This window comes from Cupriavidus plantarum, from assembly GCF_905397285.1.
Taxonomy (GTDB): Bacteria; Pseudomonadota; Gammaproteobacteria; order Burkholderiales; family Burkholderiaceae; genus Cupriavidus; species Cupriavidus plantarum.
Map to the genome: position 1 here is coordinate 361,514 of NZ_CAJPUX010000005.1, position 24,290 is coordinate 385,803.

The 24,290-nt window shown below is 65.4% G+C and carries 27 protein-coding genes and 1 pseudogene; 14 read left to right on the top strand and 14 right to left on the bottom strand.

The features are described 5' to 3' along the window. The first annotated feature begins 81 nt into the window (after positions 1-81). The gene (locus KHP16_RS21680) at positions 82-723 is read left to right on the top strand and encodes a helix-turn-helix domain-containing protein (protein WP_211961105.1); all 642 of its coding nucleotides are present in this window, start codon (positions 82-84) and stop codon (positions 721-723) included. A gap of 30 nt (positions 724-753) precedes the next feature. Here KHP16_RS21680 and KHP16_RS21685 read toward each other — a convergent pair whose 3' ends face one another. Beyond that, positions 754-1,014 carry a hypothetical protein gene (locus KHP16_RS21685; protein ID WP_244835940.1) on the bottom strand — a complete coding sequence of 87 codons (261 nt, stop codon included), beginning with the start codon at positions 1,012-1,014 and terminating at the stop codon, positions 754-756. Positions 1,015-1,024: 10 nt separating this feature from the next. Then, positions 1,025-1,294, bottom strand: a complete 270-nt coding sequence (locus KHP16_RS21690; protein WP_109583865.1) for a GTP cyclohydrolase — start codon at positions 1,292-1,294, stop codon at positions 1,025-1,027. A gap of 90 nt (positions 1,295-1,384) precedes the next feature. On the opposite strand from KHP16_RS21690, the gene KHP16_RS21695 reads away from it, so the two are divergent. Next, entirely contained in the window at positions 1,385-1,837 is a 453-nt protein-coding gene (locus tag KHP16_RS21695; protein ID WP_109583864.1) for a YaiI/YqxD family protein, read from the top strand. Positions 1,838-1,862: 25 nt separating this feature from the next. On the opposite strand, the gene KHP16_RS21700 is transcribed toward KHP16_RS21695, so the two are convergent. The 7 genes from KHP16_RS21700 to argC all read right to left on the bottom strand — a co-directional run bounded on the left by KHP16_RS21700 (position 1,863) and on the right by argC (position 6,587). After that, the gene (locus tag KHP16_RS21700; protein WP_109584393.1) at positions 1,863-2,150 is read right to left on the bottom strand and encodes a hypothetical protein; all 288 of its coding nucleotides are present in this window, start codon (positions 2,148-2,150) and stop codon (positions 1,863-1,865) included. Between the two features lie 89 nt (positions 2,151-2,239). Then, on the bottom strand, positions 2,240-2,671 hold the full coding sequence (locus tag KHP16_RS21705) for a hypothetical protein (protein WP_179594162.1): 432 nt from the start codon (positions 2,669-2,671) through the stop codon (positions 2,240-2,242). A 121-nt stretch (positions 2,672-2,792) separates the two neighbouring features. Beyond that, positions 2,793-3,440, bottom strand: a complete 648-nt coding sequence (locus KHP16_RS21710) for a DUF6988 family protein (RefSeq protein WP_211961106.1) — start codon at positions 3,438-3,440, stop codon at positions 2,793-2,795. A 119-nt stretch (positions 3,441-3,559) separates the two neighbouring features. Beyond that, positions 3,560-3,973, bottom strand: coding sequence for a Fic family protein (locus KHP16_RS21715; protein ID WP_244214742.1), 414 nt, complete (start codon positions 3,971-3,973; stop codon positions 3,560-3,562). Positions 3,974-4,101: 128 nt separating this feature from the next. Further along, complete coding sequence (locus KHP16_RS21720; RefSeq protein ID WP_211961107.1) at positions 4,102-5,010, bottom strand: hypothetical protein; 909 nt, start codon at positions 5,008-5,010, stop codon at positions 4,102-4,104. 291 nt (positions 5,011-5,301) lie between these two features. Further along, entirely contained in the window at positions 5,302-5,538 is a 237-nt protein-coding gene (locus tag KHP16_RS21725) for a hypothetical protein (protein ID WP_147452858.1), read from the bottom strand. Positions 5,539-5,612: 74 nt separating this feature from the next. Further along, positions 5,613-6,587 (bottom strand): N-acetyl-gamma-glutamyl-phosphate reductase, encoded by a 975-nt coding sequence (gene argC / locus KHP16_RS21730; protein WP_211961108.1) that lies wholly within the window; start codon positions 6,585-6,587, stop codon positions 5,613-5,615. 144 nt (positions 6,588-6,731) lie between these two features. On the opposite strand from argC, the gene KHP16_RS21735 reads away from it, so the two are divergent. Further along, positions 6,732-7,616, top strand: a complete 885-nt coding sequence (locus KHP16_RS21735; RefSeq protein ID WP_115954233.1) for a LysR family transcriptional regulator — start codon at positions 6,732-6,734, stop codon at positions 7,614-7,616. 4 nt (positions 7,617-7,620) lie between these two features. On the opposite strand, the gene KHP16_RS21740 is transcribed toward KHP16_RS21735, so the two are convergent. Both KHP16_RS21740 and KHP16_RS21745 read right to left on the bottom strand, forming a co-directional pair. Beyond that, a complete protein-coding gene (locus KHP16_RS21740) occupies positions 7,621-8,148 on the bottom strand; it encodes a metal-dependent hydrolase (protein WP_211961109.1) in 528 nt (175 codons plus the stop codon). A 113-nt stretch (positions 8,149-8,261) separates the two neighbouring features. Beyond that, positions 8,262-9,251 carry a Bug family tripartite tricarboxylate transporter substrate binding protein gene (locus KHP16_RS21745; protein ID WP_211961110.1) on the bottom strand — a complete coding sequence of 330 codons (990 nt, stop codon included), beginning with the start codon at positions 9,249-9,251 and terminating at the stop codon, positions 8,262-8,264. 349 nt (positions 9,252-9,600) lie between these two features. On the opposite strand from KHP16_RS21745, the gene KHP16_RS21750 reads away from it, so the two are divergent. After that, positions 9,601-11,448 carry a CocE/NonD family hydrolase gene (locus KHP16_RS21750; RefSeq protein WP_211961111.1) on the top strand — a complete coding sequence of 616 codons (1,848 nt, stop codon included), beginning with the start codon at positions 9,601-9,603 and terminating at the stop codon, positions 11,446-11,448. 71 nt (positions 11,449-11,519) lie between these two features. Continuing rightward, positions 11,520-12,467 (top strand): LysR substrate-binding domain-containing protein, encoded by a 948-nt coding sequence (locus KHP16_RS21755; RefSeq protein ID WP_211961112.1) that lies wholly within the window; start codon positions 11,520-11,522, stop codon positions 12,465-12,467. Here the strand turns inward: KHP16_RS21755 and KHP16_RS21760 are convergent. Beyond that, on the bottom strand, positions 12,464-13,291 hold the full coding sequence (locus tag KHP16_RS21760; RefSeq protein WP_115954232.1) for a FadR/GntR family transcriptional regulator: 828 nt from the start codon (positions 13,289-13,291) through the stop codon (positions 12,464-12,466). The two genes, KHP16_RS21755 and KHP16_RS21760, sit on opposite strands and share 4 nt — an antisense overlap. A gap of 118 nt (positions 13,292-13,409) precedes the next feature. Here KHP16_RS21760 and KHP16_RS21765 point away from each other — a divergent pair, with 118 nt between their 5' ends. From KHP16_RS21765 to KHP16_RS21780, 4 genes are all read left to right on the top strand, one after another. Next, complete coding sequence (locus KHP16_RS21765) at positions 13,410-14,429, top strand: 2-hydroxyacid dehydrogenase (RefSeq protein ID WP_244835941.1); 1,020 nt, start codon at positions 13,410-13,412, stop codon at positions 14,427-14,429. An 84-nt stretch (positions 14,430-14,513) separates the two neighbouring features. Further along, complete coding sequence (locus tag KHP16_RS21770; RefSeq protein WP_115954231.1) at positions 14,514-15,974, top strand: NAD-dependent succinate-semialdehyde dehydrogenase; 1,461 nt, start codon at positions 14,514-14,516, stop codon at positions 15,972-15,974. Positions 15,975-16,008: 34 nt separating this feature from the next. Next, positions 16,009-16,890 carry an NAD(P)-dependent oxidoreductase gene (locus KHP16_RS21775; protein WP_208648281.1) on the top strand — a complete coding sequence of 294 codons (882 nt, stop codon included), beginning with the start codon at positions 16,009-16,011 and terminating at the stop codon, positions 16,888-16,890. 16 nt (positions 16,891-16,906) lie between these two features. Then, the gene (locus KHP16_RS21780) at positions 16,907-17,983 is read left to right on the top strand and encodes a tartrate dehydrogenase (protein ID WP_121492317.1); all 1,077 of its coding nucleotides are present in this window, start codon (positions 16,907-16,909) and stop codon (positions 17,981-17,983) included. A 120-nt stretch (positions 17,984-18,103) separates the two neighbouring features. Here the strand turns inward: KHP16_RS21780 and KHP16_RS21785 are convergent, their stop codons facing one another. Next, complete coding sequence (locus tag KHP16_RS21785; protein WP_109583853.1) at positions 18,104-18,550, bottom strand: carboxymuconolactone decarboxylase family protein; 447 nt, start codon at positions 18,548-18,550, stop codon at positions 18,104-18,106. Positions 18,551-18,816: 266 nt separating this feature from the next. Between KHP16_RS21785 and KHP16_RS21790 the strand changes: the two genes are divergently transcribed. The 5 genes and pseudogenes from KHP16_RS21790 (at position 18,817) to KHP16_RS21810 (ending at position 23,246) form a co-directional block, all read left to right on the top strand. Then, entirely contained in the window at positions 18,817-19,179 is a 363-nt protein-coding gene (locus KHP16_RS21790; RefSeq protein WP_244214740.1) for a hypothetical protein, read from the top strand. A gap of 118 nt (positions 19,180-19,297) precedes the next feature. Next, positions 19,298-19,870 (top strand): annotated as a pseudogene (locus KHP16_RS21795) (J domain-containing protein). A 96-nt stretch (positions 19,871-19,966) separates the two neighbouring features. After that, the gene (locus tag KHP16_RS21800; RefSeq protein ID WP_244835942.1) at positions 19,967-21,481 is read left to right on the top strand and encodes an MFS transporter; all 1,515 of its coding nucleotides are present in this window, start codon (positions 19,967-19,969) and stop codon (positions 21,479-21,481) included. Between the two features lie 79 nt (positions 21,482-21,560). Further along, positions 21,561-22,043, top strand: coding sequence for a hypothetical protein (locus KHP16_RS21805; RefSeq protein ID WP_211961113.1), 483 nt, complete (start codon positions 21,561-21,563; stop codon positions 22,041-22,043). A gap of 66 nt (positions 22,044-22,109) precedes the next feature. Further along, positions 22,110-23,246 (top strand): 3-deoxy-7-phosphoheptulonate synthase, encoded by a 1,137-nt coding sequence (locus KHP16_RS21810; RefSeq protein WP_109583848.1) that lies wholly within the window; start codon positions 22,110-22,112, stop codon positions 23,244-23,246. Between the two features lie 68 nt (positions 23,247-23,314). On the opposite strand, the gene KHP16_RS21815 is transcribed toward KHP16_RS21810, so the two are convergent. Next, the gene (locus KHP16_RS21815) at positions 23,315-24,265 is read right to left on the bottom strand and encodes an AraC family transcriptional regulator (RefSeq protein ID WP_109583847.1); all 951 of its coding nucleotides are present in this window, start codon (positions 24,263-24,265) and stop codon (positions 23,315-23,317) included. Positions 24,266-24,290: the final 25 nt, after the last annotated feature.

Consider the following 24,290-nt stretch of genomic DNA (forward strand, 5'->3'; position numbering starts at 1 on the left):
TGGATGCGAGTATATTTATTTTTTGCGTTTACGCAAATTTTTGTGGGATCTCTGAGAGAATCCTTGCCTCGGGAGATTGCCATGAAGACCAAGACCACTCGCCGCCATGAAGGGGCCGATCTGCTGGATCCGGCAACGCTCGGCATGCGGCTGCGCACCGCCCGCAAGCAGCTCGGATGGACGCTGATGCAGGTGGCGGAGCGCTCGAACGTTTCCATCACCACGATTTCGCGCGCCGAGCGCGGCCAACTGGCGCTCGGCTACGAGAACGTCGCGGCGCTGGCGCATGCGTTACAGCTGGACATCGGCACGCTCTTCTCCGAGGCCTACGCCTCGCCGGCGCCTCAGGCCGGTCCCGTCGTGACGCGCGCCGGTGAAGGCGTTCGCTATCGCGGGGCCGCCTTCACGTACGAATTCCTGGCTACTTCCGCCCCCGGCAAACCCATCAACCCCGTGCTCGGCACCGTTCACGCACGTGCGGTGACTGGACCGAAGGATTTCGCCAGACATGCGGGCGTGGAGTTCGTGTACGTTCTCTCGGGAGAGATCGAAGTCCATTTCGAGCAGGGCGAGGTCGTGCGCCTGGCGCGTGGCGACTCGTTGTACTTCGACAGCCGCATCGGGCATGCGTACATCACGCTAAGCCGCCAACTGGCCAGGATCATCGGCGTCATCACGACGGAAAGCCCCCACATGGCGCTGGCGAAGCAAGGACCGGATTGACCTTCGCCGGTGCTGGCCGTCATCGGCTTGTCATCGCAGGCCGTGGAGGATATCGATGGCCGATCGGCCGTAGAACAGCGCGGCCTGCTCCGCGGCCTCCTTGGTGAAGTAATCCTCGTCATCGTCCGAGGATTCTCCGAATAGCCTGTCGTCGCGCAGCGGCGAGAAGCAGATTGCCATCCGGTAGTTCCATTTGGGCCCGGGCAAATTCGTCCCGATGCCAGCTTCCGGCGACTCGAACGCGAAGGCATGGATGTACATGCCGCGATAGTCCCGGCAGAACCAGCTCATGATCATTGGCCTACTTCGCCTTTACGAAGGTGGACATGCCGTCGATTGCGGCGCGGGCCGATGACAGGGCCAGCGCGATGGCGTCATGCGGCGCGCCCGCGGCATGCTGGATCATCCCGGGCAGTTGCCTGCGCGAGCCCATGCCCTCGCTGACTTGCGTGATCGTCACGGTTGCGAGAAAGCGAAGCGGAATCGGGTCGCCTGCCGGGAGGGCGTCCGGTGCCTGACGCACCCGCGCCGATACCCGGAAGCCCTTGTAGATCGCGTTGTTCTGAGACATGTTGGTCTCCTGTGGTGAGCGGGCATACGCGGTATGCCGACGGGTCCGAGCATGGTAGTGTTGCGGCTCTCGTACCCTGGAAGTTCCTCAATGCAGATACTGGTCGACGCAGACGCCTGCCCCGTCGTCATCAAGGACATGTTGTACCGTGCCGCGCAGCGTGCGGAGGTGAACGTCACGCTCGTGGCGAATCAGTACCTGCGTACACCGCCGTCGCGGTTCATCAAGGCGTTGCAGGTACCGTCCGGCTTCGATGAGGCCGACAAGCGCATCGTCGACATGGCGGAGGCCGGAGATCTCGTGATTACCGCCGATATCCCGCTCGCCGCGGCGGCGCTCGAAAAAGGGGCACAGGTACTCGACCCGCGCGGTGTGTGGTTCAGCCGCGAAAACATTCAGGAGCGGTTGACCATGCGCGACGTTATGGATCAGCTCCGTGCCTCGGGCATCGATACCGGCGGTCCGCCGCCGTTCTCGCCCCAGGATGGCAAGGCATTCGCCGGTCAGCTGGACCGGTTCCTCGCCCAGCAGGCCAGGCGATAACGCATCGATCGCGGATAGCCGCCGATCAAACGCCGGCCATCGACTCGCCCGGCACCCGTCCGCCGATGATGTCCAGCCCGCGCTGTACCGCCGCGCGCTTGGCCACGCCCAGGCTTTCCCAGTTCTGCTCCGGTAGCTTGAACACGCGGCCGTTCGCGCCCGACGGCGTTTCGCCCTCGCGGCAGATCACCACCGAGGCGCTATAGGTGCGATCCGGCTTGCGTTCGTTCCATTCACGTGCGGGTGCGTCGAACTTATACACCAGCGGATAAATGTCAAAGCCATTGGCGCGCGTTGCTGGATAGTTGTCCATCATTTCCCCCACTTTTTGTAGAACCTCGTCCACTGTACGCCTGTTCTGTGACGCTGCTGAGGTTTATTTTCGACGGGAGTTGAAGCGTCTTATCGGCGCATCCGCACGAAATCCGCAAACGAGACGAGCTTGCGCTTCTCGTTGGAGAGGGTCTTTCGATCGGCTTTGGCGCGCGCGGGCTGTCCGCGCTCGAACTTTGCGGCCGCGCGGGCGTCCTCGCGCGCATGGGTCTGGTCGGACTTGAGCGCCGCCTTCTGGCGCTCCGCCTCGAGCCGCGCCGCCGCGCGTTCTTCGCGGGCGATATCCTGCGCCACGGACAGAATCTCGGCCTTGAGCAGATCGCGGCGCTGGCGCGCGGCCAGGCGGGCCGCCTGCAACTGTTCTTTTCGCTGGCGCAGCCAGTCCTTGCGGTTGACGGGCGCGGGCCTCGCCTCCTGCGGCACGCTCAGGCGCAACGCCCGGCTGGTCGCTACCTTTTCCGCCCGCAGTGTGCCTCGCGCTTTCTGCTTTGCATCGCTCACGCTGGATCACTCCCGACCGCACTCCGGTGACGCGTTCCCATCACCGGCGAAAGTCCTCGAAACGGTAACCATACCATAGGACTTCCACGCGGACGGCCGGGTATTCCGGGCATGCCCGGGCTCAGCCAGCCGATGGCATGCTATCGACGGGCCGACAATCGACGGGCAGGCAATCCACAAAAGCGCCCCGCAGGGATTGCACCGCCTGCATGGCGGCTGACGGATCGGCCGAAATCAGCGCGGCCATCTGCGCCGCATGGCAGACGAGCCCATTCGCGCAACGCACCAGCGCCTCGAGCTGTTCATTCGCGGCCCCCTGCCCCAACCGCGCCATGGGGCGCATTCCGCCCTGCGTCAGCACGCCAATGGCACCCAGGCCCTGCAAGCGATAAGCGTCAAGATGCTCGACGATGTCCCGGCTACGCGGATCCTCGAGCTGCAGCAAGGCCTCGATCATATCCGCCAACGCCGGCGAATCGCCGGTCTCCACGTCCGCCGCATGAAACTGCCGCACCCACCGCTCGTCCGCGGCCTCCAGCAGCCAGACGCACCGCATCAAACTTTCGAACTGCGGCCGAAACAATGCCATCGCGGCGTTGGGCATGCCGATGGTCAATAACGCCACGGCACCGGCCGCATGCTCGACGGACATCAACGCACACTGATAAGCGGCCAGCGTGCGTGGGTGATCGGCAGGCACCGCCCCCTTCATACAAGCCACGGCCGCCCCATGCAACGCCGCCGAGCGCGAAAGAATTTCCATGGACATGCTAAGAGGCCTCGCGGAATAGAGGCCCGCATTCTATCGCTATCGGGGGGAATGCCCGCCGCACACAAACCCGCTTACCGCAACGAAGCTTTCACCGCACTGCCGCGCGACTGCGTCGCTCAGCCTTGCAAGCTTTTACTGCCATCGAGATTAAGCAGTTGATACTGCGCGGGAGATTCCTCCATGGCGTTCGTCGTTCGCAGGGCGGCAATGAGGGCGTCCATGTCCGTGTAGTCGAACTGTGAGCACCATCGCGCCATCATCGCCAGGCAGCGAGCGAAAGCCTCCGGTTCATTGGACCGGGTCAGCTTGCGAACGCAGTCCACATACTGCGGATGAAAGAGCGTCGGCACGATGATGCGATGCAGTCCGACTCGCGACAGTTCGGCGTTCATCACGAGTCGAGACAACCTACCGTTGCCATCGTCGAACGGGTGAACTTCCGACACGAGAAACGCATAGAACACCGCGCGCGCGAAACCCTCGGGCACCGACAACGCGATCTTCGATCCCGCCTCGAGGGTGCCGCGCACGTGCGAAGGCCGCACGAATGCGGTTGTGCCAGCGTAAATTCTGTTCAGTCTTGACGCGGCCCGGATTCGCCTCCGGCCTGCTCCCGAGCATCGCGGTATGCCATTGCTCCAAACCGGGCAAGAAGTCTTCACCGGCGACAGGCGGACTGTTCCGAAACGGAGGCGTCAGCGCGAGACGAAACACCCCGAGGACGTCGTGTGAATCCTTCGGTCGCGAACTTTGTCCCTTCGACATAGTTCGAGAAGTAGGACTCGACAAAGCAGAAATTGTGGCGGGGAACACCAGATGGCACGCCCTCCTCGAAGCGCGGGAAGGGATGGATGCGCAGATGGGAGGCGAGCGCGTCGAATCGCATCATGCGCTCGGCGTCGACCGGCATTCCTTTGGCGATGAGAATGCCTTCCTGCGTTTTGAGCGTTCCCTGTTTATGCGTGCCGAGCAGGGCGGCGACAAGCTCGCGCAAAGATGCTGCCTCGCCCTGAAGCCCCAATGCAGATGCAATGATCGCCGCCTCGTCGCGAATCCTATTGAGCGCCTTTTCGCCGGAGGCGTTCAGGGTCATGACAAGATACCGCTCCACCGCGTCGGCGCCTGCCTTCCGGGCAAGCTTCATCCCGAGGTTTTCCAGCAGGAAGCGTGTGTGCCCGGCGTAGTGAAGCCCTGTGTTGCTCATGGGTACATCACCCGCCAGCGGCCCGCATCCGGGTACGATTTCTACGGTCAGCCCCGGCAATCTGACCTTGCGGCGGCCCAGCGTGGGGTGGGAGACGTACACCATGCCGTCGATCGGGCGTCCGCTCATGGCGCTCGCATGCGAGATCACCCCACCCGGGGCAATAACGCCAGCGACGCGCGCCCAATTCGCACTCACCCGTCGAGCGACATCGTCGGGGCCTCCCGCCGCTGCGACGTAGAGCCCCTTGAAGATCCGCTGCAATTGGCCATCTTTCGCGCGCCGCTCGATGTGTCTCCGCTGTGCGGGCGTGAGGGCCGCGGTAACAATGATGTCGTCCGTCGTTTCGCCGAGATGCTCCATGAGCCTTGCCGATGTCGTTTACAGCGACATTCTAGTTCCGATTCTCCTTGCTTTGTCGTTTAGAGAAACATCTATGAGTCCTTTTGTCGTTTAGGCTCACAAAGATATTAATGAATCACTCAGACTAGTCTGACGTGCCCGCGCTGCGGGCCCATACTTCGCCGATGTCGTCTAGCGTCGCATCGGTGACGCCTGTAAGGGCGAAATGTCGTTTTCGCTAACAAGTAAAACGGAGTTTGTCGTTTTCCCTCACGAATGCCGCGCAGCGCCACTCCATCGCACGGCCCTGCCTTATCCCGGCAGTTTCATCGACACCTTGGCCGGCGCGGGTTCCGGCTCGTTCAGCAGCTTGTCGATATCGCGGATGGTGAGATAAGCCTCGAGGACCGCCTTCTCCCGGGCGATATCCCGTCCGCCCACGACGCGTTTCCGCGCATCAGCCGAAAGGGATTCCTCTTGATGCAGATCGACGATATGTATTGCGTTGGCCATGATGGTTCTCCTCGGGTCGGTGTTGGAGGCGAGCATTGCTCGCTCATCCCATCGCATAGCGCGTGCCAACCCAAATAAGCCACGCATATCGAACATATCGCCGATATCCGTCAGTGCGCGGCCAACACCGAGTCGTCGTGGTGTTGGTTCGCCGTAGACAGTGAGCCGCCAAGCATCAGGTCGAGGTTCTGCACCGCCGCGCCCGACGCGCCCTTGCCGAGGTTGTCGAACACCGCCGCCAGCACGACCTGCCCATGCTGGTCGTTGGCGAACACGCTGAGCCGCAGGTCGTTGGTGCCGTTGAGCGCCTGCGGGTCGAGCGTCGCCGCGCCCCCGTCCTGAAGCGGCGTCACGCTGACATGCTTCGAGCCCGCGTAATGCCGCGCCAGACAAGCCCGAAGCGTGCGGCCATCCGTACCTGGCGCGAGCAGCCGCAGGTCCAGCGGAATCGTCAGCACGATGCCCTGACGGTATGCGCCGATCGACGGCAGGAAGATCGGCCGATGCGACAGTCCGGCGAGCTGCTGGATTTCCGGCGTGTGCTTGTGCGCAAGTTCGAGCCCATACATGTGATACGCCGGCGCGCTCGCGGCATCGGGGCCCTCGAACTGCTCTACGCCGGCCCGGCCGCTACCGGAGTAGCCCGACACCGCGTGGATGCTGATCGGGTGATGATCGGGAATCAGTCCCGCCTCGATCAGCGGACGGAGCAGCGCGATGGCGCCGGTCGGATAGCAGCCGGGATTCGTCACGCGATGCGCGTGCGCGATCCGCTCGGGCTGCCCGCGCGTCATCTCGGGAAAGCCATACGTCCACTCCGGATGCGTCCGATGCGCCGAGCTCGCATCGATCACGCGCACGGCCGGGTTCACGATCGCGGCCACCGATTCGCGCGCGGCCGCGTCGGGCAGGCACAGGATCGCGATGTCGCAGGCATTGATCGCCTCCGCGCGGCGGCGCGGGTCCTTGCGTTCGTCCGCCGGCAGTGTCAAGAGGGTCAGGTCGGTCCGGTCGCGCAACCGGTCGTGAATCTGCAAACCGGTGGTGCCTTGGTCGCCGTCGATGAAGACAATGGGAGAGCGCATGCGTGAGGACTCCATGGAATGGGGAATGGGAGCACTGGGAGAACGAGCCCTCATCTTCCATCCGGAAGTAGAATAGGAAAAGTTGAATTTAATAACGCTATCGTTCAGCGACGCTGAACGTCGAGGATCCGCCGAGGAGATACGATGCGAGAGATCAGCCTGGACCGCCTGCGCACGCTGGTCGCCATCGCCGACCGCGGCTCGTTCGCCGACGCCGCGCGCGCCCTGCACCTTGCGCCGCCCACGGTAAGCCTCCACATCAGCGAACTCGAGGCGCGCATCGGCGCCCCGCTGCTCTCACGCAAGCGCGGACAGGTGCGACCCTCGGCCATTGGCGAAGTCCTCGTCGAGCGAGCGCGCCGCCTGCTGGCCGATGCCGAGCAGACGCTCGACGATATCCAGCGGCAGGTGCAAGGGCTGGAAGGTCGCGTGCGGCTCGGCGCGTCCACGGGCGTGATCGCGCATCTGCTGCCGCAGGCGCTGGAAGTCTTGCGCAAGGACCATCCCGCCATCGACATCCAGATTGCAATTCTCACGTCGCAGGAAGCGCTGTCTCGTCTCGCCGACGGCACGCTCGACGTCGGACTCATCGCGCTCCCCCAGCCGCCCGTGGCCGGTCTCGTCATCAAGCCCTGGCGCCGCGACCCGGTGATGGCATTCGTGCCGGCCGACTGGAAATCCCCGGCACGGGTGACACCGGCTTGGCTCGCCGCGCAACCGCTGATCCTCAACGATGCGACGACGCGCCTCTCGCGCCTGACTTCCGAGTGGTTCGCGGCAGCCGGCCATCATCCGGCGCCGCGCATTCAGCTGAACTACAACGACGCGATCAAGAGCCTGGTGGCGGCCGGCTATGGCGCCGCGCTATTGCCGCACGAGGCCACGACGCCGCTACCGGACAAGCGCGTGATCATGCGGCCGCTACGGCCCGCATTATGGCGCCGCCTGGGTGTCGCCCACCGCGCGGGATACGTCGAGCGTGCGACGCAGCATGTGCTCGACGTGTTGTGGGAGTTGCGGCTGGCGTAGGACCCTATCGGAAGACCGGGAATCCCGCCCTCAGGTGATGCAGCAACTCGACGCTGAGGCGCCCTTGCATCCACAGATCGGCCGACACCGCGCCAGCAATCAGCCATGACGCCGCGACGATAAACCAGTCGCAACGCCCGCTGTTCCACCAGTTCAGCGAATGCCGCCCGGCGATCCACGGCACACCCAGCGGATTTGGCCAGTCCGCCAGCAGATGCATGAGCCCGCCGCAGGCAAATCCAAACAACGGCGCGGCCATCGCATGCGTCCCGAGCGCGTGATACGCGCCGATCAGCAGCGCGATCCATCCGATGCCCCAATGCGTCAGCGTCCGATGCGTAATCCACAACCGCCGCGACCGCGACCACCAGGCGACCTCCATCCAGTCCGGAGCGGTACTGCCGAACAACGCCGCGACGAATCCCAACGCGTTGGCCCAGTGCCACCCGGCCCCACCGTGCTTCGCGACCACAGCCGCATAGATGACCGCCGCCGCCCAGCCGGTGGCATGGTGTGCTTTGCTCGAAGCCATTTGATGAACCGCGCGCGTCCGCTAGGAATGGAAGGAGCGCGATGGTGGCAGAGGTTAAGCGTAAAAGCCATCGCCGTTACGCTGAATTACCTCTTGGCGACCGAGTCATCGCCTCAGGAACTCTGAATCCCGCGCTTGCGGATGAAGTCGCCCCACACGTTGGAGTCGTTGATCGCGCGCTGCTTCATCGCTTCCGACGTACCGACGATCGGGTACAGATAGAGCGATGCCAGTCGCGCCTTGATCTGCGGATCCGCCAGTGCAGCCTGCACCGCGGCGTTCAGCTTGCTCACCGTCTTCGCATCCATGCCCGCCGGGCCGACCAGCGACCACCAGCCTGGCATGACGGGCACGTCGATACCGGCTTCCTTCAGCGTCGGGACGTTCGGCAGTTCCTTCGCGCGCGTCTGGCCGATGACGGCCAGCGGCACCACGGTGCCCGCCGCAATCTGCGGCAGCGCCGTGCCAAGCACGCTCGCCATCGCATCCACCTCGCCGGCCACCACACCCGTCAGGGCCGGACCCGACCCCTTGTAGGCGACGTGCGTCAGCTTGAGGCCGAGCTTGTCCGCGATGATCTCCATGGCCAGATGCGTGCTGTTGCCGACGCCGGCGCTGCTGAACGGCAGTCCGCCGTTCTTCTCCTTCGCCTTGTCGATGAAGCCCTTCACCGACGTGATGCCGCTGGCCTTGCTGGCGATCAGCACGAACGGCGTGTCCACCACGGGCGAGATGAACGTGTAATCCTTCTGCGGGTTATACGGCAGCGACGCATACAGATGCGGATTGAAGCTGATCTGCGAGACGCCCGTGAGCAGCAGCGTATAGCCGTCCGCCGCGGACTTCGCCACGGTGCTCATCGCCACGATGCCGTTCGCGCCGGGACGGTTGTCGACGACGATCGATTGTCCGAGCTCCTGCGATACCTTCTCGCTGAGCAGCCGCGCCACGACGTCGCTGCCGGAACCGGCCGACTGCGGGACGATGAGGCGAATCGGTCGGGAAGGATACGCGTCCTGCGCGTAGGCAGCGCCATGGCACAGCAAGGCCGTGGCAGCGGCCGTGACCGCGAATGCGAAGGCGATAAAGCGGCGTCGGTACATCGAACGTTCTCCCATCGAAACTGAATTCATCACGAAATGCTCATCAGGATGGTATGGATGTCCGCCCTCAGAGACCAATATGGATTGTCGATGCGAACATAGGCCAGGCCTATGCCCCGACCGCGCCGCGCGTGAGCGCCCGTCACTGGGGCACGCGCGCACTATTGCAATGCGGCATGCACAGAGGTGACACAGGGGCAGCACAAAGAAGGCACCACGGCGACATAGCGACGGCGCATTCGGGGCGGCCCATAGGTGCGGCCTATGTTCGAATCGGAATTTCATCTTTCCGTCCGGCATCGCAGGCTTCGTACCATAGGCGGCATCACCGACGCTCTACCTGAAGCTCATGTCCGATCAAGATATCCGGGGTAACGCCTGGAAGACCGCGCCCTCCGCCTATCTGGCGACGCGTCACGCCGAATTTTCCGTTCCGCCGCGGCCCGCCTCCTGCTACCTGCCGATGCGAGATGGATGCCGTCTCGCCGCCGATATCTATCTGCCACAGCCGCTGGCCGGCACGGTCGCGCCCGAACGTTTCCCGACGGTCGTCATCTTCACGCCGTACTATCGGCGGTTTCGGCTGACGGCGGCGGGCGCCGAGCCGAGTCCCAATGCCGCCAAGTACCGCGATGCCTTCGTGCCGAAGGGCTATGCCGTGGTCGTCGTCGACGTACGTGGCACGGGCGCCAGCTTCGGCACGCGCGACACGCTGCGTTCGCCCTCGGAGCGGGACGACTACCACGAGGTCGCCGAATGGATCGCGAACCAGACGTGGTCGAATGGAAAGATCGGCTGCACGGGCATCTCCTATCTGGGTGCCGCGGCATGCTTTCTCGCCAGTACCGGCCACCCCGCGGTGAAGGCCATCGCGCCGCTGTTCTCCGTCTCCGATATCTATAGCGAGCAACTCTATATCGGCGGCATGTTGTCCAAGGTGTGGGTCGAGGCCTATGACGAACTGATGCTCGCGCTGGATCAGGACCGCCGCGAGCTGGTAGCCGGGTTCCCCTACTTCAACGATCCGCGCTTCGCCGGGCCGGAACGCGTGGATGAGGACGCGGAGGGCGTGCTGCTGGCCGAAGCCATCGCGGAACACCGCAACAATTTCACGCTGGCCGATCTGGCGCCGGAGTTCGCCTTTCGCGATGCCGCGGCGTTCCATGACCCGTCGCTGGACTCCGGCAGCTGCAGTCCCTATCGCTACCTTGACGGGATCAAACCCGATGTCGCCGTGTATTCGATCTCGGGCTGGTATGACGGCGGCGGCTACGCGAATGGCGCGATCACGCGGTTCCTCTCGCTGCCTGACAATGACAACCGCCTGCTGCTCGGACCGTGGGATCACGGCGCGCGAACGAACGTGTCGCCATGGCGGGAAAAGCCCGCGTCGGAATTTCCGCTGCTCGGCGAGGTCCTGCGCTTCTTCGATGAACATTTGCTCGGCCTCGACACCGGCCTGAAGGACGAGGCGCGCGTCCACTATCACAGCATCCACGACGACCAGTGGCATGCGGCCGAAACATGGCCGCCCGCGCGGAACACCGAACGCCTGTATCTCGCCGCCGGCGACGGCCTCTCGCCGCAAGCCGCGCCGGCGGCCAGCGACATCGCGTTCCAGGTCAGCTTCGACTGGTCCACGGGCCGCAAGACGCGATACGAGCGCCTCGGCGCCGCGAACATCGAGGATTACTACGCGGATTGGGCCGGGCACGAAGCGCGGCTGCCGCACTTCGATTCGGCGCGCGTCAGCGCGCCCCTGGCGATCGCGGGCCATGTCGTTGCGCATTTGACCGTCGCCGCCTCGCAGCCGGATGCCGCGGTCTATGCCTATCTTTCCGAAGTCGAGGCGGACGGTACCGTGCGCTATATCACCGAAGGCTTGCTTCGCGCATCGCATCGAAAGTCGGAACCCTGTCCGCCTGAATATCGGACGACGTGGCCGTACCGGGCACACCGGCGCGCGGACGCGGAACGGCTCGTGCCGGGCCAGGCGGTGACGCTCGACTTTGCGCTGCTGCCCGTGGCGTGGACGCTGGCTGCCGGCAGCAAGCTGCGCGTGTCTCTTGCGGGGGGCGATCGCGGCCACTTCCCACAGGTACCGCATGGGCGCCCGCCGGTGCTGACCTTCACGCTGGGCGGAAAGGACGGCTGCTATATCGACATCCCCATTGCGGACACCGCGGCAGGACGCTAGGGCATTCAGCGATGCCCGTCCGGCACGCGAGATGCTAGTGTCGGGCCTCGACTCCCTTGCTGTATCCCCCCATGGACTTCCGTCAGCTTCGTTATTTCTCCCGTATCGTCGAGCTCGAAAGCATTACCGCGGCCGCGGAGGCCTTGCATATCGCTCAGCCGTCGCTTAGCCAGCACGTCGCGAACCTCGAAGCCGAGCTCGATGCCAAGTTGCTCGAGCGCGGCCCCTTCGGCGCGCGCCCCACAGAGACCGGCAAGATTCTCTACCGCCATGCCAAGATGGTCCTCCGGCAAATGGAAGAAGCCCATGCGGCTGTGCGTCATGGCCGTGACGTACCCTCTGGGCATGTGCGCGTCGGCCTGCCGACCAGCACGTCGCGGGTCCTCGCCGTGCCGCTGCTCCGATACGTCGCGGACAACGTCCCCGACGTGACCGTGGAAATCGTTGAAGGCAGCAGCGCCGATCTTGCGGAACTCGTTGCCATGCAGAAACTGGACATCTGCATCTCGATGGATTCTCAGCAACGGCCCAACATGCATCTGCTGCCGCTGCTCGATGAAGACCTCATGGCCGTCGGGCCCGGCTCATCGACGAACGAATCGCCGCTCACGCTGGCGGACGTGGCACAGCTTCCGCTCCTGCTGCCCAGCTTTCCGAATTCCGTGCGCGTGCTGACGGATCGCGCGTTTATCGCGGCGGGGCTCGATCTGACGCTGGTGGCGGAAACGAGCGCGGTGTCGGTATTACTGTCCGCCGTGAGCGCCGGCATGGGCTGGACGATCCTGCCATGGAGCGCGCTGGCCAACGAGCCGCCCGGCGCCTACACCTGTCTTCCGATCTCGGACTCTTCCCTGTCGCGCCGCGTTTTTCTTTGCGTGGCGGGTTCGGCGCGGCTCAGCCTGGCATGCCGGACCATCGAAGCCGCGATGCTGCGACTGATCGTGGCGTCGATCGACACGCAGGCATGGCGCGGGGTCCACGCGCTCAGCAATCTCGCGCTGCTTCCCGCCGAAGGCTAACCACCCCGCCTCAACACCGTCGCCAGATCCGCGCCCGCCAGCCGCTGGGCCGCCGTGCGGCTGTCGCCCGTCCAGAAGTCCCGTTCCGCCGTGGAGATGCGCGCTTCGGTGTTGCGCATATGCAGAAATGCCGCTTCGCGCGCGCGGGGGGCGTCCTGGGCGTCGATGGCGGCGCAGATTTCCGCGTGTTCCATGCGGACCTGCGCCGTGAGGTCGCTGCGGCGGGATTCATTGCCGCGGGTCAGGCGGATGGCGTCGCGCAGGGATCGGGTCAGCATGCCGAGTAACTCCGTGTAGTGCGGGTTGCCCGTCGCGCGGGAGACGGCGATGTGGAACGCGAGGTCTTCCTCGACGCCGTCGCCGCCCGCGTCCACCGCGCGGTCGATCGCCGCGAGGGCATCACGGATGTCGGCCATTTGCGCGTCCGTTCGCCGTACCGCCGCCAATGCCGCCATCTCCGCCTCGATGCCGCGGCGCAGTTCGAGGATACGGATGACGCCCACGGCCGGGTCGCTATGGCCATTGCCGCGGCCTAATCGGAAGACCTCCGCGCTGGCCGGATCGAGTACCACCGTGCCACTGCCCTGGCGGCTCTCCACGAGCCCTTCCGACTTCAGCCGCGAGATGGCCTCGCGGATCACCGTCCGGCTGACGCCGAACTGTTCCGTCATGAACTTCTCCGTCGGCAGGCGCGCATTGACCGGGTAGATCCCTTTGCGGATCTGCCCGGACAAGAACTCCGTGACCCGGTCGGCCAGCGTGGGTTCGAAGCCGCCGCGGCTGCCGGCCGGTTCGTCCCTGATGTCCTGTAATCGCTGCTCCATGGGTGCTCGAGTGCTGATGGCGGATGTCCGGAATCATAGCACCCCAAATAAATTTGCTTGACACATTGATACGATGAATTTGTAATACAACCTAGTTTCCAGCCTGGAGAAGATGTCGATGCCGCCGGAAAGCCACAACGATTACGACACCGAGACGTTGGAGAAAGCCTTCGTCTGCCGGCGCATGCCGCCGGACGTGGAGGCCGCCATGGCGGCGCGATTCCGCGTGGATCGGAACGAGAGCGACGCGCTGCTGAGCCCGGCGGCCATTGCCGAGCGGGCGCGGGACGTCAGCGTGCTGTTCGTGACCGCCACCGAGCGCATCGATGGCGAACTGCTGCGCAACCTGTCGCCAGCGCTGAAGACGGTGGCCACGCTGTCGGTCGGCCATGACCATATCGACCTCGCCACCGCCCGCGAGCTCGGGATCGACGTCCTCCATACCCCCGATGTCCTCAGCGACGCCTGCGCGGAGGTCGCGATGATGCTGCTGCTCAACGCGGCACGGCGCGGTTACGAAGCGGATCGCATGGTGCGCGGCGGTCAATGGCCGGGCTGGGCGCCGACGCAGCTGCTTGGCAAGGGCCTCGTCGGCAAGCGGCTCGGTATCTTTGGCATGGGCCGCATCGGGCGGGCGATCGCGACACGGGCGCGCGCGTTCGGGATGCGGATCCACTATCACAATCGCTCGCGTCTACCCGCGGAGCTGGAGGACGGTGCGATCTACCATGCCACGCTCGCAGACCTGTGCGTGCACAGCGACATGCTGATGGTCGCGGCGCCGGGCGCACCGCAACTCAAGGGCGCGCTGGACGCCGCGCATATTGCCGCGCTACCGCGCGGCGCGGTCGTGGCGAATATCTCGCGCGGCGACATCGTCAGCGACGACGCGCTTATCGCGGCCTTGCAGTCCGGCCACGTCTTTGCCGCGGGACTCGACGTGTTCGCCAATGAGCCGAACCTCGACCCGCGCTACCGTCAGCTCGACAACGTCTTCCTGAGCCCGCACATCGGCAGCGCGACCGAGGAAACCCGCAACGCCATGGGCTGGCTGCTGCTCGACGGGCTGGCCGCCCTGCGCCGTGGCGAACGCCCGGCCAACCTGATATCTGCCGAGGCGAACGCCCGGCCAACCTGATATCTGCCGTGGCGAACGCCCAACCAACCTGATTTCCTGACCTTCCCTCCCCAACGCCAACACATCCAACGCGGAGTCGCTTTCATGCAGATTCAGAACGCTTCCTTGTTTCGCCAGCAGTGCCACGTCAACGGTCAATGGGTAGATGCCACCGATGGCGAGGTGGTGCCGGTCACGAACCCCGCCACCGGCAAGTCGATCGGTTCCGTGCCGCGCATGACGGCGGCGGATGTCGAGAAGGCGATCGCCGCCGCGGAGCAAGCGCTGCCCGCATGGCGCGCCACGAGTGCCCGCGACCGCAGCAAGCTGCTGCGCCGGTGGTACGACCTGTGCATGGCCAATCAGGAAGACCTTGCCACCATCCTGACGCTCGAGCAGGGCAAGCCGCTGAAGGAATCGCGCGGTGAGATCGCATACGGTTCGGGCTTTCTCGAGTGGTTCTCGGAAGAAGCCCGCCGGATCTATGGCGACGTGATTCCCGCGCCGTCGTCGGACCGGCGGATCGTCGTGATCAAGCAGCCGGTGGGCGTGGTGGCCGCGATTACGCCATGGAACTTCCCGAACGCGATGATCACGCGCAAGGCCGGTGCCGCGCTGGCCGCAGGTTGCACCATCGTGATCAAGCCGGCATCCGCCACGCCGTTCTCGGCCCTGGCGCTGGCCGCGCTGGCCAAAGAGGCGGGAATTCCCGATGGCGTGCTCAACGTCGTGACGGGCTCCGCGTCCGTCGTCGGCAACGTGCTGACCAAAAGCCCCGTGGTGCGCAAGCTGTCGTTCACGGGCTCGACCGAGGTCGGCAAGACCCTGCTCGAACAGTGCGCGGGCACCGTGAAGAAGGTGTCGATGGAGCTCGGCGGCAATGCGCCGTTCCTGATCTTCGACGACGCCGACCTCGACGCCGCGGTCGCGGGCGTCATGGCCTCCAAGTTCCGCAATGCCGGTCAGACCTGCGTCTGCGCAAACCGCATCTTCGTGCAGGACGGCGTCTATGACGCCTTTGCCGAGAAGCTGCGCGTCGCCGTGGAGGCGCAGAAGGTGGGCGACGGCATGTCGCCGGGCGTCGACCTCGGCCCGCTGATCGATGACGCCGCGGTGGACAAGGTGCGCGAGCACATCGACGACGCGGTGGCGCTGGGCGCGCGCGTGTTCACGGGCGGCAGCGCACACGCACTGGGCGGCCGCTTCTTTACGCCAACCATCCTGACCGACGTCTCGCCGAAGGCGAAGCTCATGAACGAGGAGACCTTCGGCCCCGTCGCGCCGCTGATCCACTTCAAGACCGAGTCGGAAGGCGTTGCGATGGCGAACGACACGCCCTTTGGACTGGCCGCCTACTTCTATACGACCGATTACGCGCGCTCGTGGCGTGTGGCGGAAGCGCTCGAATGCGGCATCGTCGGCCTGAACGAGGGCCTGATCTCCACGGAGGTGGCGCCGTTCGGCGGGGTCAAGGAATCGGGGATCGGACGGGAAGGCTCGAAGTACGGCATCGAGGACTATATCGAGGTCAAATACATCTGCGCCGGCGGATTGGCGGCCCGGTAACCTTGCATCCATCAACGCAACAGGAGACAGCATGATGAAGACCGTAGGCATGATCGGCATCGGCATGATGGGCCATGGGATAGCGTCCAACATCGTCAGGCATGGCTATCCGCTCGTGGTACTCGAGCATCCGGGCAATCAGCCGCTGGACACGCTGCTGGCCGCCGGCGCCAGCAAGACCGCGACGATTCCCGATCTGGCGGCGCGGGCAGACATCGTGATCCTCTGCGTGACGGGAACGCCCGAGGTCGAAGACGTGCTCTTCAGTCCCAACGGGCTGCTGAGCGCGCTGCGGCCGGGCACGATCGTGATCGACTGCTCGACGGCGATTCCCTCCTCGACCGAGCGCATTGCCGCCGCGGTGCAGAAGGCTGGCGGCAAGTTCCTCGATGCGCCGATGACGCGCACCCCCAAGGAGGCCGCGGAAGGCCGGTTGAACCTGATCGTGGGAGGCGACGCGGCGCTCTACGCGGAATGCGAGCCGCTATTGCAGCGCTTTGCGGAAAACATCACGTTCGCGGGGCCTGTGGGCTCGGGCCACCGGCTGAAGCTGTTGCACAACTTCGTATCGCTGGGTTTCTCGGCGGTCCTTGCGGAGGCCGCCGCCTGCGCGGCGCGCGGCGGGGTGGATCCTGAGGTGCTCATCGATGTGCTGGCCAAGGGTGGCGGCGCGGGCGTGATCCTCGAGCGGCTGCGTCCGTTCATCGAGCGTGGCGATGGCTCGGGCTTCCGCTTCACCATCTCCAACGCGTTGAAGGACATGACGTACTACGACACGATGGCACGCGAGATCGGCGCGAGCCACACCACTTCGACGGCTATCCGCGAGACGTACGCGGGCGCCTATGTGCAGCGCGCGACGGGAACCGTTCCCGAGCTCGTCGCCCTGTTGTCGCAACCGCCCGCCGCCCACTGACCTCCGCACCCTCATCATGATCACCAACCAGCAATACAAGATCGCCGTCATTCCCGGCGATGGCATCGGCAATGAAGTCGTCCCCGAGGGGATTCGTGTCCTGAAGGCCGTCAGCGAACGGTTCGGCTTCCAGCTGTCGTTCACGACGTACGACTGGAGTTGCGCGCGCTATCACGCGCAGGGCAGCATGATGCCGGCGGACGGCATCGAGCGCCTGCGCGATTCGGACGCGATCTTTCTTGGCGCGGTGGGCTTCCCCGGCGTGCCCGATCACGTCTCGCTGTGGAACTTGCTGATTCCGATCCGCCGCGAGTTCGACCAGTACGTCAACCTGCGGCCCGTGCGGCTGCTGCCGGGCGTGCCCTGCCCACTCGCCAACAAGAAGCCCGGCGACATCGACTTCTGGATCGTGCGCGAGAACACGGAGGGCGAGTACTCGCAGGTCGGCGGACGCATGTTCGCGGGCACCGAGCACGAGTTCGTGACACAGGAGGCCATCTTCACGCGGCGCGGGACCGATCGGATCATGCGTTACGCCTTCGAGCTGGCACGCAAGCTCGGGCGCGATCACGTCACCTCGGCCACGAAGTCCAACGGCATTTTCCATTCGATGCCCTATTGGGATGAACGCTTCGCGGCGATCGGCGCCGAGTATCCGGGCATTCGCACGGACCAGTACCACATCGATATCCTCGCGGCGCGATTCGCGATGTCGCCCGAGCGGTTCGATGTGGTGGTGGGGTCCAATCTGTTCGGCGACATCCTGTCGGATCTCGGTCCGGGCATCACGGGAACCATCGCCGTGGCGCCGAGCGCCAACATCAACCCCGAGCGCAAGTATCCGTCGATGTTCGAGCCGGTACATGGCTCGGCACCCGATATCGCGGGCAAAGGCATCGCCAACCCGATCGGCCAGATCTGGTCGGCGGCCATGATGCTCGACCACCTCGGCCAACCGGAAGCGGCCGCAGCAGTCATGCGAGCGATCGAAACGGTGCTCGGACACACCGACCGCATCCATACGCCCGACCTCGGCGGCACCGCCACGACACAGGACATGGGCGCCGCCATCGCCCGCGCGATCCAGACCTGAGCCGAGGGGCGTCCTCTCAGGGGCGGGCGGATATCCGAGCGACCGTCCCGGCAATAGGCAGCGGGAGCTTACGCGACGCGGGCATCCTCAAGACGCCCCCCTACGCCATCGCGTCGGCGGTTATGCCTTCGCGGCCACGGGCAGCCGGAACGGTACGCCCAGCCGGTTGAAGGCGTTCATCGCCGCGATGGTGATCGTCAGGTCGACGAGTTCCTTTGGCGAGAACGCGGCCGATGCGGCCGCGTAGGCTGCGTCGGAAGCATGGGTCTCGCTGACGCGGGTCACCTCTTCCGCCCAGGCCAGGGCCGCGCGCTCCTGATCCGAGAACAGGTGGGGCGCCTCCTCCCACACCGGTACCAGCGTGATCTTGTCGATCGACATCGTCTTGCGCAGGTCGCGGCTATGCAGGTCGATGCAATAGGCGCAGCCATTGATCTGCGACACGCGCAGGAACACCAGATGCACGAGCTCCTCGGGCAGGCTCGTGTCCCTGGTCACGTAGTGATGAATGCCGAACAGCGCCTTGGCGCCCTCGGGGGCGATTTCTCTCCAGTTCAAGCGGGTCATGTCGGGTCCTTTCCTGTTGCCGTAAGTCGTTGATGACAGGGACGAAGATACGCGGACGATGGCCTAGCCGACAGGCACAAAAACGGAAGCTTCGACTGGGCCATGACATTGCGGCACAAACGCGAGACAAACGCGAGACAAACGCGAAACCATGTCGGCCGTGCGCGGACAGAGCCGGTTACGCGCCCATGCGAAAATCCGCCTGTGCCCGACCCTGTCCACTCAGACCGATGAAGACCTTTCCGCTTTCCCTCGCCGCATTGACGATGGCAATCGTCTCCGTGACCGGATGCTCGGACCGTAACGCGTCCGCCGACAAGCAAGCCGGCAACGCTCCGGTTTCCGCCAGCGCGCCGCGTACCGACGAATGGCTCGGCAAGTGGACAGGGCCGGAAGGGACGTACCTCGAACTGGCCGGCGGCCACGGCAAGTACGACGTCACGGTGCAGAACCTCGACGGTCCGCGGAAGTTCGAGGGCAGATATTCCGACGGCGGCATCGCATTCGAGCGCGACGGGGCCAGAGAAGTCATTCGCGCCACCCATGGCGCCGAGACCGGCATGAAATGGCTCGCCGACAAGAAGAACTGCCTGACGGTGCGCACGGGCGAAGGCTATTGCAGGGACTGAGCGCGCGAGGGGACTAAGCGCGCGAGAAATTGTACGCCCGTGGTATGCGCGCGGCATGCGAGCGTGGCATGCGAGCGTGCTAGGATGACCGCTTCCCATCCCCCAACGTCCCGCTTCCATGACCACGCTCTACGCGACGCTTGGCGTGCAGCCAGATGCCACGCTCGACGAGATCAAGCGCGCCTATCGCCGCGCGGCGATGAAGTGGCATCCGGACCGGAATCCCGGGCGCGAAGACTAGGCGCACACGGCGTTCCAGCAGGTGCGCGACGCCTATTCCATCCTGTCCGATGCCGAACAACGCCAGGTCTACGACGACGTCTTCGAACGCGAGATGCGGCGCTGGGAGGCCGAGCATGCCGCCGAGGAGGCGCGGGAGCGCGAGGCGCAGGAAGCCGAGCGGCGGCTCGCGCAGGCGCACTACGAGAAGATGGTCGCCGTTGCGATGCGCTTCGCCGACGAGGGGCACGGGCGCGATGTGCTGTACGGCGTCCTGCTGGGGCGCGAGTGCGAGGCCGGGCTGGCGGGGCGGATCGCCGATAGCGTGTGGGCGTTGCAGCAGTCGCGGAGGACGGTCGAGGAGGTTCCCGACACGGCGGCTGCCCAGGACCCCGACTCCGCGCGAGAGCCAGCAACCTCTCCGCTCGGCGCGTTCGAGCACTTCTGGCACGGGCTGTTCCGGTTCCGCTAACCGTTCCAGTGCCGGTTCCACTGCCGGTCCCACAGCCGGTTTCACTTGTCTCGCGCCACCGCAGCCTCCCCCACACCGCACCGTTCAGGAGCAAGCTTGGCCGCCCCCCGCCCCGACCTCCCTCCCCGCCTCCCTGCCTCGACGCCTCAGCAATCCCTCGCGGCGCACGGTACACCCTGCGATGCGCTCGTCATCCGCGCACAACCCGCCGCATCGGACCGCACATGCCTGCACAAGCGCATGGCGCTGGCCGCGACGATTCTCGGCTCGAGCATGGCCTTTATCGACGGCTCCGTGGTGAATGTCGCCCTGCCCGCCATGCAGCACGAACTCGCCGCAAGCGTTGCGGAGATGCAGTGGATCGTCAACGCGTATCTGCTGTTTCTCGGCGCCCTGGCCCTCGTCGGCGGCGCGATGGGCGACAAGCTGGGCCGCCGCACCGTGTTCGTCGCTGGCATTACGATCTTCACCGTCGCATCGATCGCCTGCGGACTGGCGCCCAACGCGACGCTCCTGATCGTCGCCCGCGCGGTGCAGGGCATCGGCGCCGCCTTCTTCGTGCCAGGCAGTCTCGCCATCATCGGTGCCGTATTCGAAGGCGAGGCACGCGGCCGGGCAATCGGCACATGGTCGGCCGTAGGCGCCATCACTTCCGCGGTGGGGCCGGTCGTGGGCGGCTGGCTCGTCGATGCATGGTCGTGGCGCGCCATTTTCCTGCTCAATGTGCCGCTCGCCGTCGCGACGATCGCCCTCGCGATGTCGTCGGTGCCGAACAGCCAGAAGCCCGGCGCGCCGCCACGCCTCGACTGGCCCGGCGCGGCGGCCGCCACGGCGGGACTCGCCGCCCTGGCCTATGGGCTGACCGAGGCGGCCGCCAAGGGCTTCGCGCATCCGATGGTCTACGGCCTGACCGCCATGGGACTCGTCTTCCTCGCGTGGTTCGTGCGCATCGAGGCCCACAGCGCGCACCCGATGATGCCCCTCGGCGTGTTCCGTTCGCGCGACTTTACGGGCGCCAACCTCGTCACGCTGCTGCTGTACTTCGGTCTTGGCGGCATCCTCTTCTTCCTGCCCTATACGCTCATCCGCGCGGATGGCTATACCGCGACCGAGGCGGGCATGGCGCTGCTGCCGGTGCCGATCATCATCGGCCTGCTGTCGCGTTATACGGGTGGGCTGACGGCACGCTTCGGCGCGAGGCTGCTGCTGACCGCAGGGCCATTCGTCGCGGGACTGGGATTCGCGATGCTCGCGTTTCCATTCGCGCGCGACAGTTACGTGTTGGGTTTCTTTCCCGCCCTCGCGGTGCTCGGACTCGGCATGACGATCACCGTCGCACCGCTTACGGCGACGGTCATGGGATCGGTCTCCACGGACCATGCGGGCGTGGCGGCCGGCATCAACAATGCCGTGGCCCGCGTCGCCGGCCTGCTGGCGATCGCGGTGCTGGGCATCGTCTTCGTCTGGTCGTATCAGGCCGCGCTGTCGGCACCCGCCGCGACGGAAGCGCGTGCCATTGCGGCCGGCCTGCGCGCGGTGTCGCTCGTGTGCGCGCTTTGCGCGTTCGCCGGGGCTGGACTGGCGCTGGCGACCATCCGCGGTCGCGCGTAACGGGCCGCCTTGCGGCATGCCCTTGCGTTTTCTACGCTTGCAGGGTTACTCACCGGGCCCCGCGAAAAGGAGCGCCAAGATGCAATCAGATCCTGAGATCGTCAACGGCGCGTCGTCGCCCGATCCATGGCAAGCGTGGCTGGCATGGGCGCTGCTGCACAACGAGCGCTCGCCGTGGAGCGGCGATGTGACGCAATGGATTCGCGCGTGGGGCGAGGCCGTGGGGCAAGTCGGGCTGTTCAACATCAACTACGCCGGCTCGTCGGACCCGCAGGCGGAGCGGCGCATCACGGGACGGTATAGTTACGGGCGCCAGCTCGGACGCCTGATGGATGTGCTTGTGCCCTTTCTGGAAAAACACGAGGCCGAGTTCCGGAACGACGATGGCGGCCGTGCGCTCGACGACTTCCTCGAGATGGCCCGCGAGATCGCGGCGGTGAAGAAGACGACCGTCGATGATCTGCTGGATCATGCGTGGAAATGGCGCAAGGACGCGGATTTCCGGGCGAAGCTGCAGGCGTTGCGGCAGGGGCTGGACGAGCTCGAGAAGAACGCCAGATAGGTTGAGACGCAAGACAATCCGGCTAACATGCGTCCGGACGACAGCACAAAAGATCAAACCACTCCGATGAACCACCCACAACAACACCCCCAGCCTGCTTCCGACGAAGACCGCAAGCTGTCCTCCGATCGCACCAGCGTGACCGACGACGCGCACGTGGAAGACATCATTCCGCTGCCGCCGCCCGAACACCTGATCCGCTTTTTCCCGATCCGCGGCACGCCCGTGGAATCGCTCGTCACGCAGACGCGCCAGCGCATCGCGCGCATCCTGCATGGGAGCGACGACCGCCTGCTGGTGATCATGGGCCCCTGCTCCATTCACGATCCGGCGGCAGCGCTCGAGTACGCGCGGCGACTGCTCGCGCAGCGCGAGCGGTATGCCGGCACGCTGGAGATCGTGATGCGCGTGTACTTCGAGAAGCCGCGCACGACCACGGGCTGGAAGGGGCTGATCAACGATCCGTATCTCGACGAGAGCTATCGCATCGACGAGGGCCTGCGCATTGCGCGCAGCCTGCTGCTGGACATCAATCGGCTGGGCCTGCCCGCAGCGGGCGAGTTTCTCGACGTGATTTCGCCGCAGTACATCGGCGACCTGATCTCGTGGGGCGCGATCGGCGCGCGCACGACGGAAAGTCAGATCCACCGCGAACTGGCCTCGGGCGTCTCCGCGCCCATCGGCTTCAAGAACGGCACCGATGGCAACATCAAGATCGCCATCGACGCCATCCAGGCCGCGTCGCGCCCGCACCATTTCCTGGGCGTCCACAAGAACGGCCAGGTCGCGACGGTGCATACCAAGGGCAACCCGGACTGCCACGTCATCCTCCGCGGCGGCAAAGCGCCGAACTACGACGTGGACTCCGTCGCCAACGCCTGCCGCGAACTGGAAACCGCGGGCCTCGGCAAGACCCTGATGGTCGACTGCAGCCACGCCAACAGCAGCAAGCAGCACCAGCGCCAGATCGACGTGGCAAAAGACGTGGCGCAACAGGTCAGCGGCGGCAGCCCATCCATCTTCGGCGTCATGGTCGAAAGCAACCTGCTCGCCGGCGCTCAGAAATTCACGCCCGGCCAACATGACCCGCACGGCCTGACATACGGCCAGAGCATCACCGATGCATGCATCGGCTGGGACGATTCGGCAGCCGTGCTGGAAGTACTGAGCGCGGCCGTGCAGGCGCGGCGGGCGAAGAAATAACCGCTCATGTGTCCAAGCGCTTGCCTCACCCAATGGCAACGCACCTCGACATTGTCATCGAGTCGATCTCAATGCGACGACACGTACATCGCGTCGTCGAACGCCTCCGGGATGGCAAACCCCTCTCGCATGCGCTTCGCTTCTGCCGCGGGGGTCATGCCGAATAGCCGCTTGAACTCGCGGCTGAACTGGGAGGCGCTGGTATAGCCGACGGCCGCGCTGGCGGCTTCCGCTGTCAGTTCTTGTCGCACCATCAGCAGCCTTGCCTGATGCAGCCGCGTGGACTTGACGTACTGCATCGGGGAAACGTGCGTGACGGCCTTGAAGTGGCTGTGGAAGCTGGGGACGCTCATGCCCGCTTCGCCGGCCAGTTGCGTCACGTCCAGCGGCTGCGCGTACTCCGCGTGGATGCGCCGCAGCGATTTGCCGATGCGGCCGAACTGGCCCTTCATGGCCAGCGCCTGCCGCATGGCCCCGCCCTGCGCGCCCGTCAGCACGCGGAAATACAGTTCGCGCAGCAGGCCCGGGCCCAGTATCGCGGCCTCCAGCGGCTGGGAGATGGCTTCGAGGAAGCGCAGGACGGACGCCTGCATGGCGCCGTCCATCGGCGTGGACATCATGCTCTGTGGCGGTTGTTCGCGCGCGGGCGCGTCTTCGCGGTCGATGGCCGTGGCGAGTTCCGCGGCCATCGCGAAATCGAGGTGCAGGTACAGCGCGAGCAGCGGACGCTGGGGCGTCGCGTCGGTTTCCATGCTGAACGGCACCGGCACCGATACGGCGAGGTAGTGGTCCTGATCGTACAGATAGAGCCGATCGCCGAAATAGCCTCGCTTCCGGCCCTGGCACACGATGACGATACCAGGGTCATAGAGCACCGGCGTGCGCGACAGCGCGCGGTTCGAGCGCAGGATGCGGACGCTCGGCAGCGCCGTCAGGTTGTAGCCTTCGTCCGGCGCCATCGCGCGCAGCAGCGAGAGGGTGCGCTGGCGTGCATCGGGAGAACGGTCCTTCTCGCTCATAGATTTGTGCAAGGCCGATAGCGAT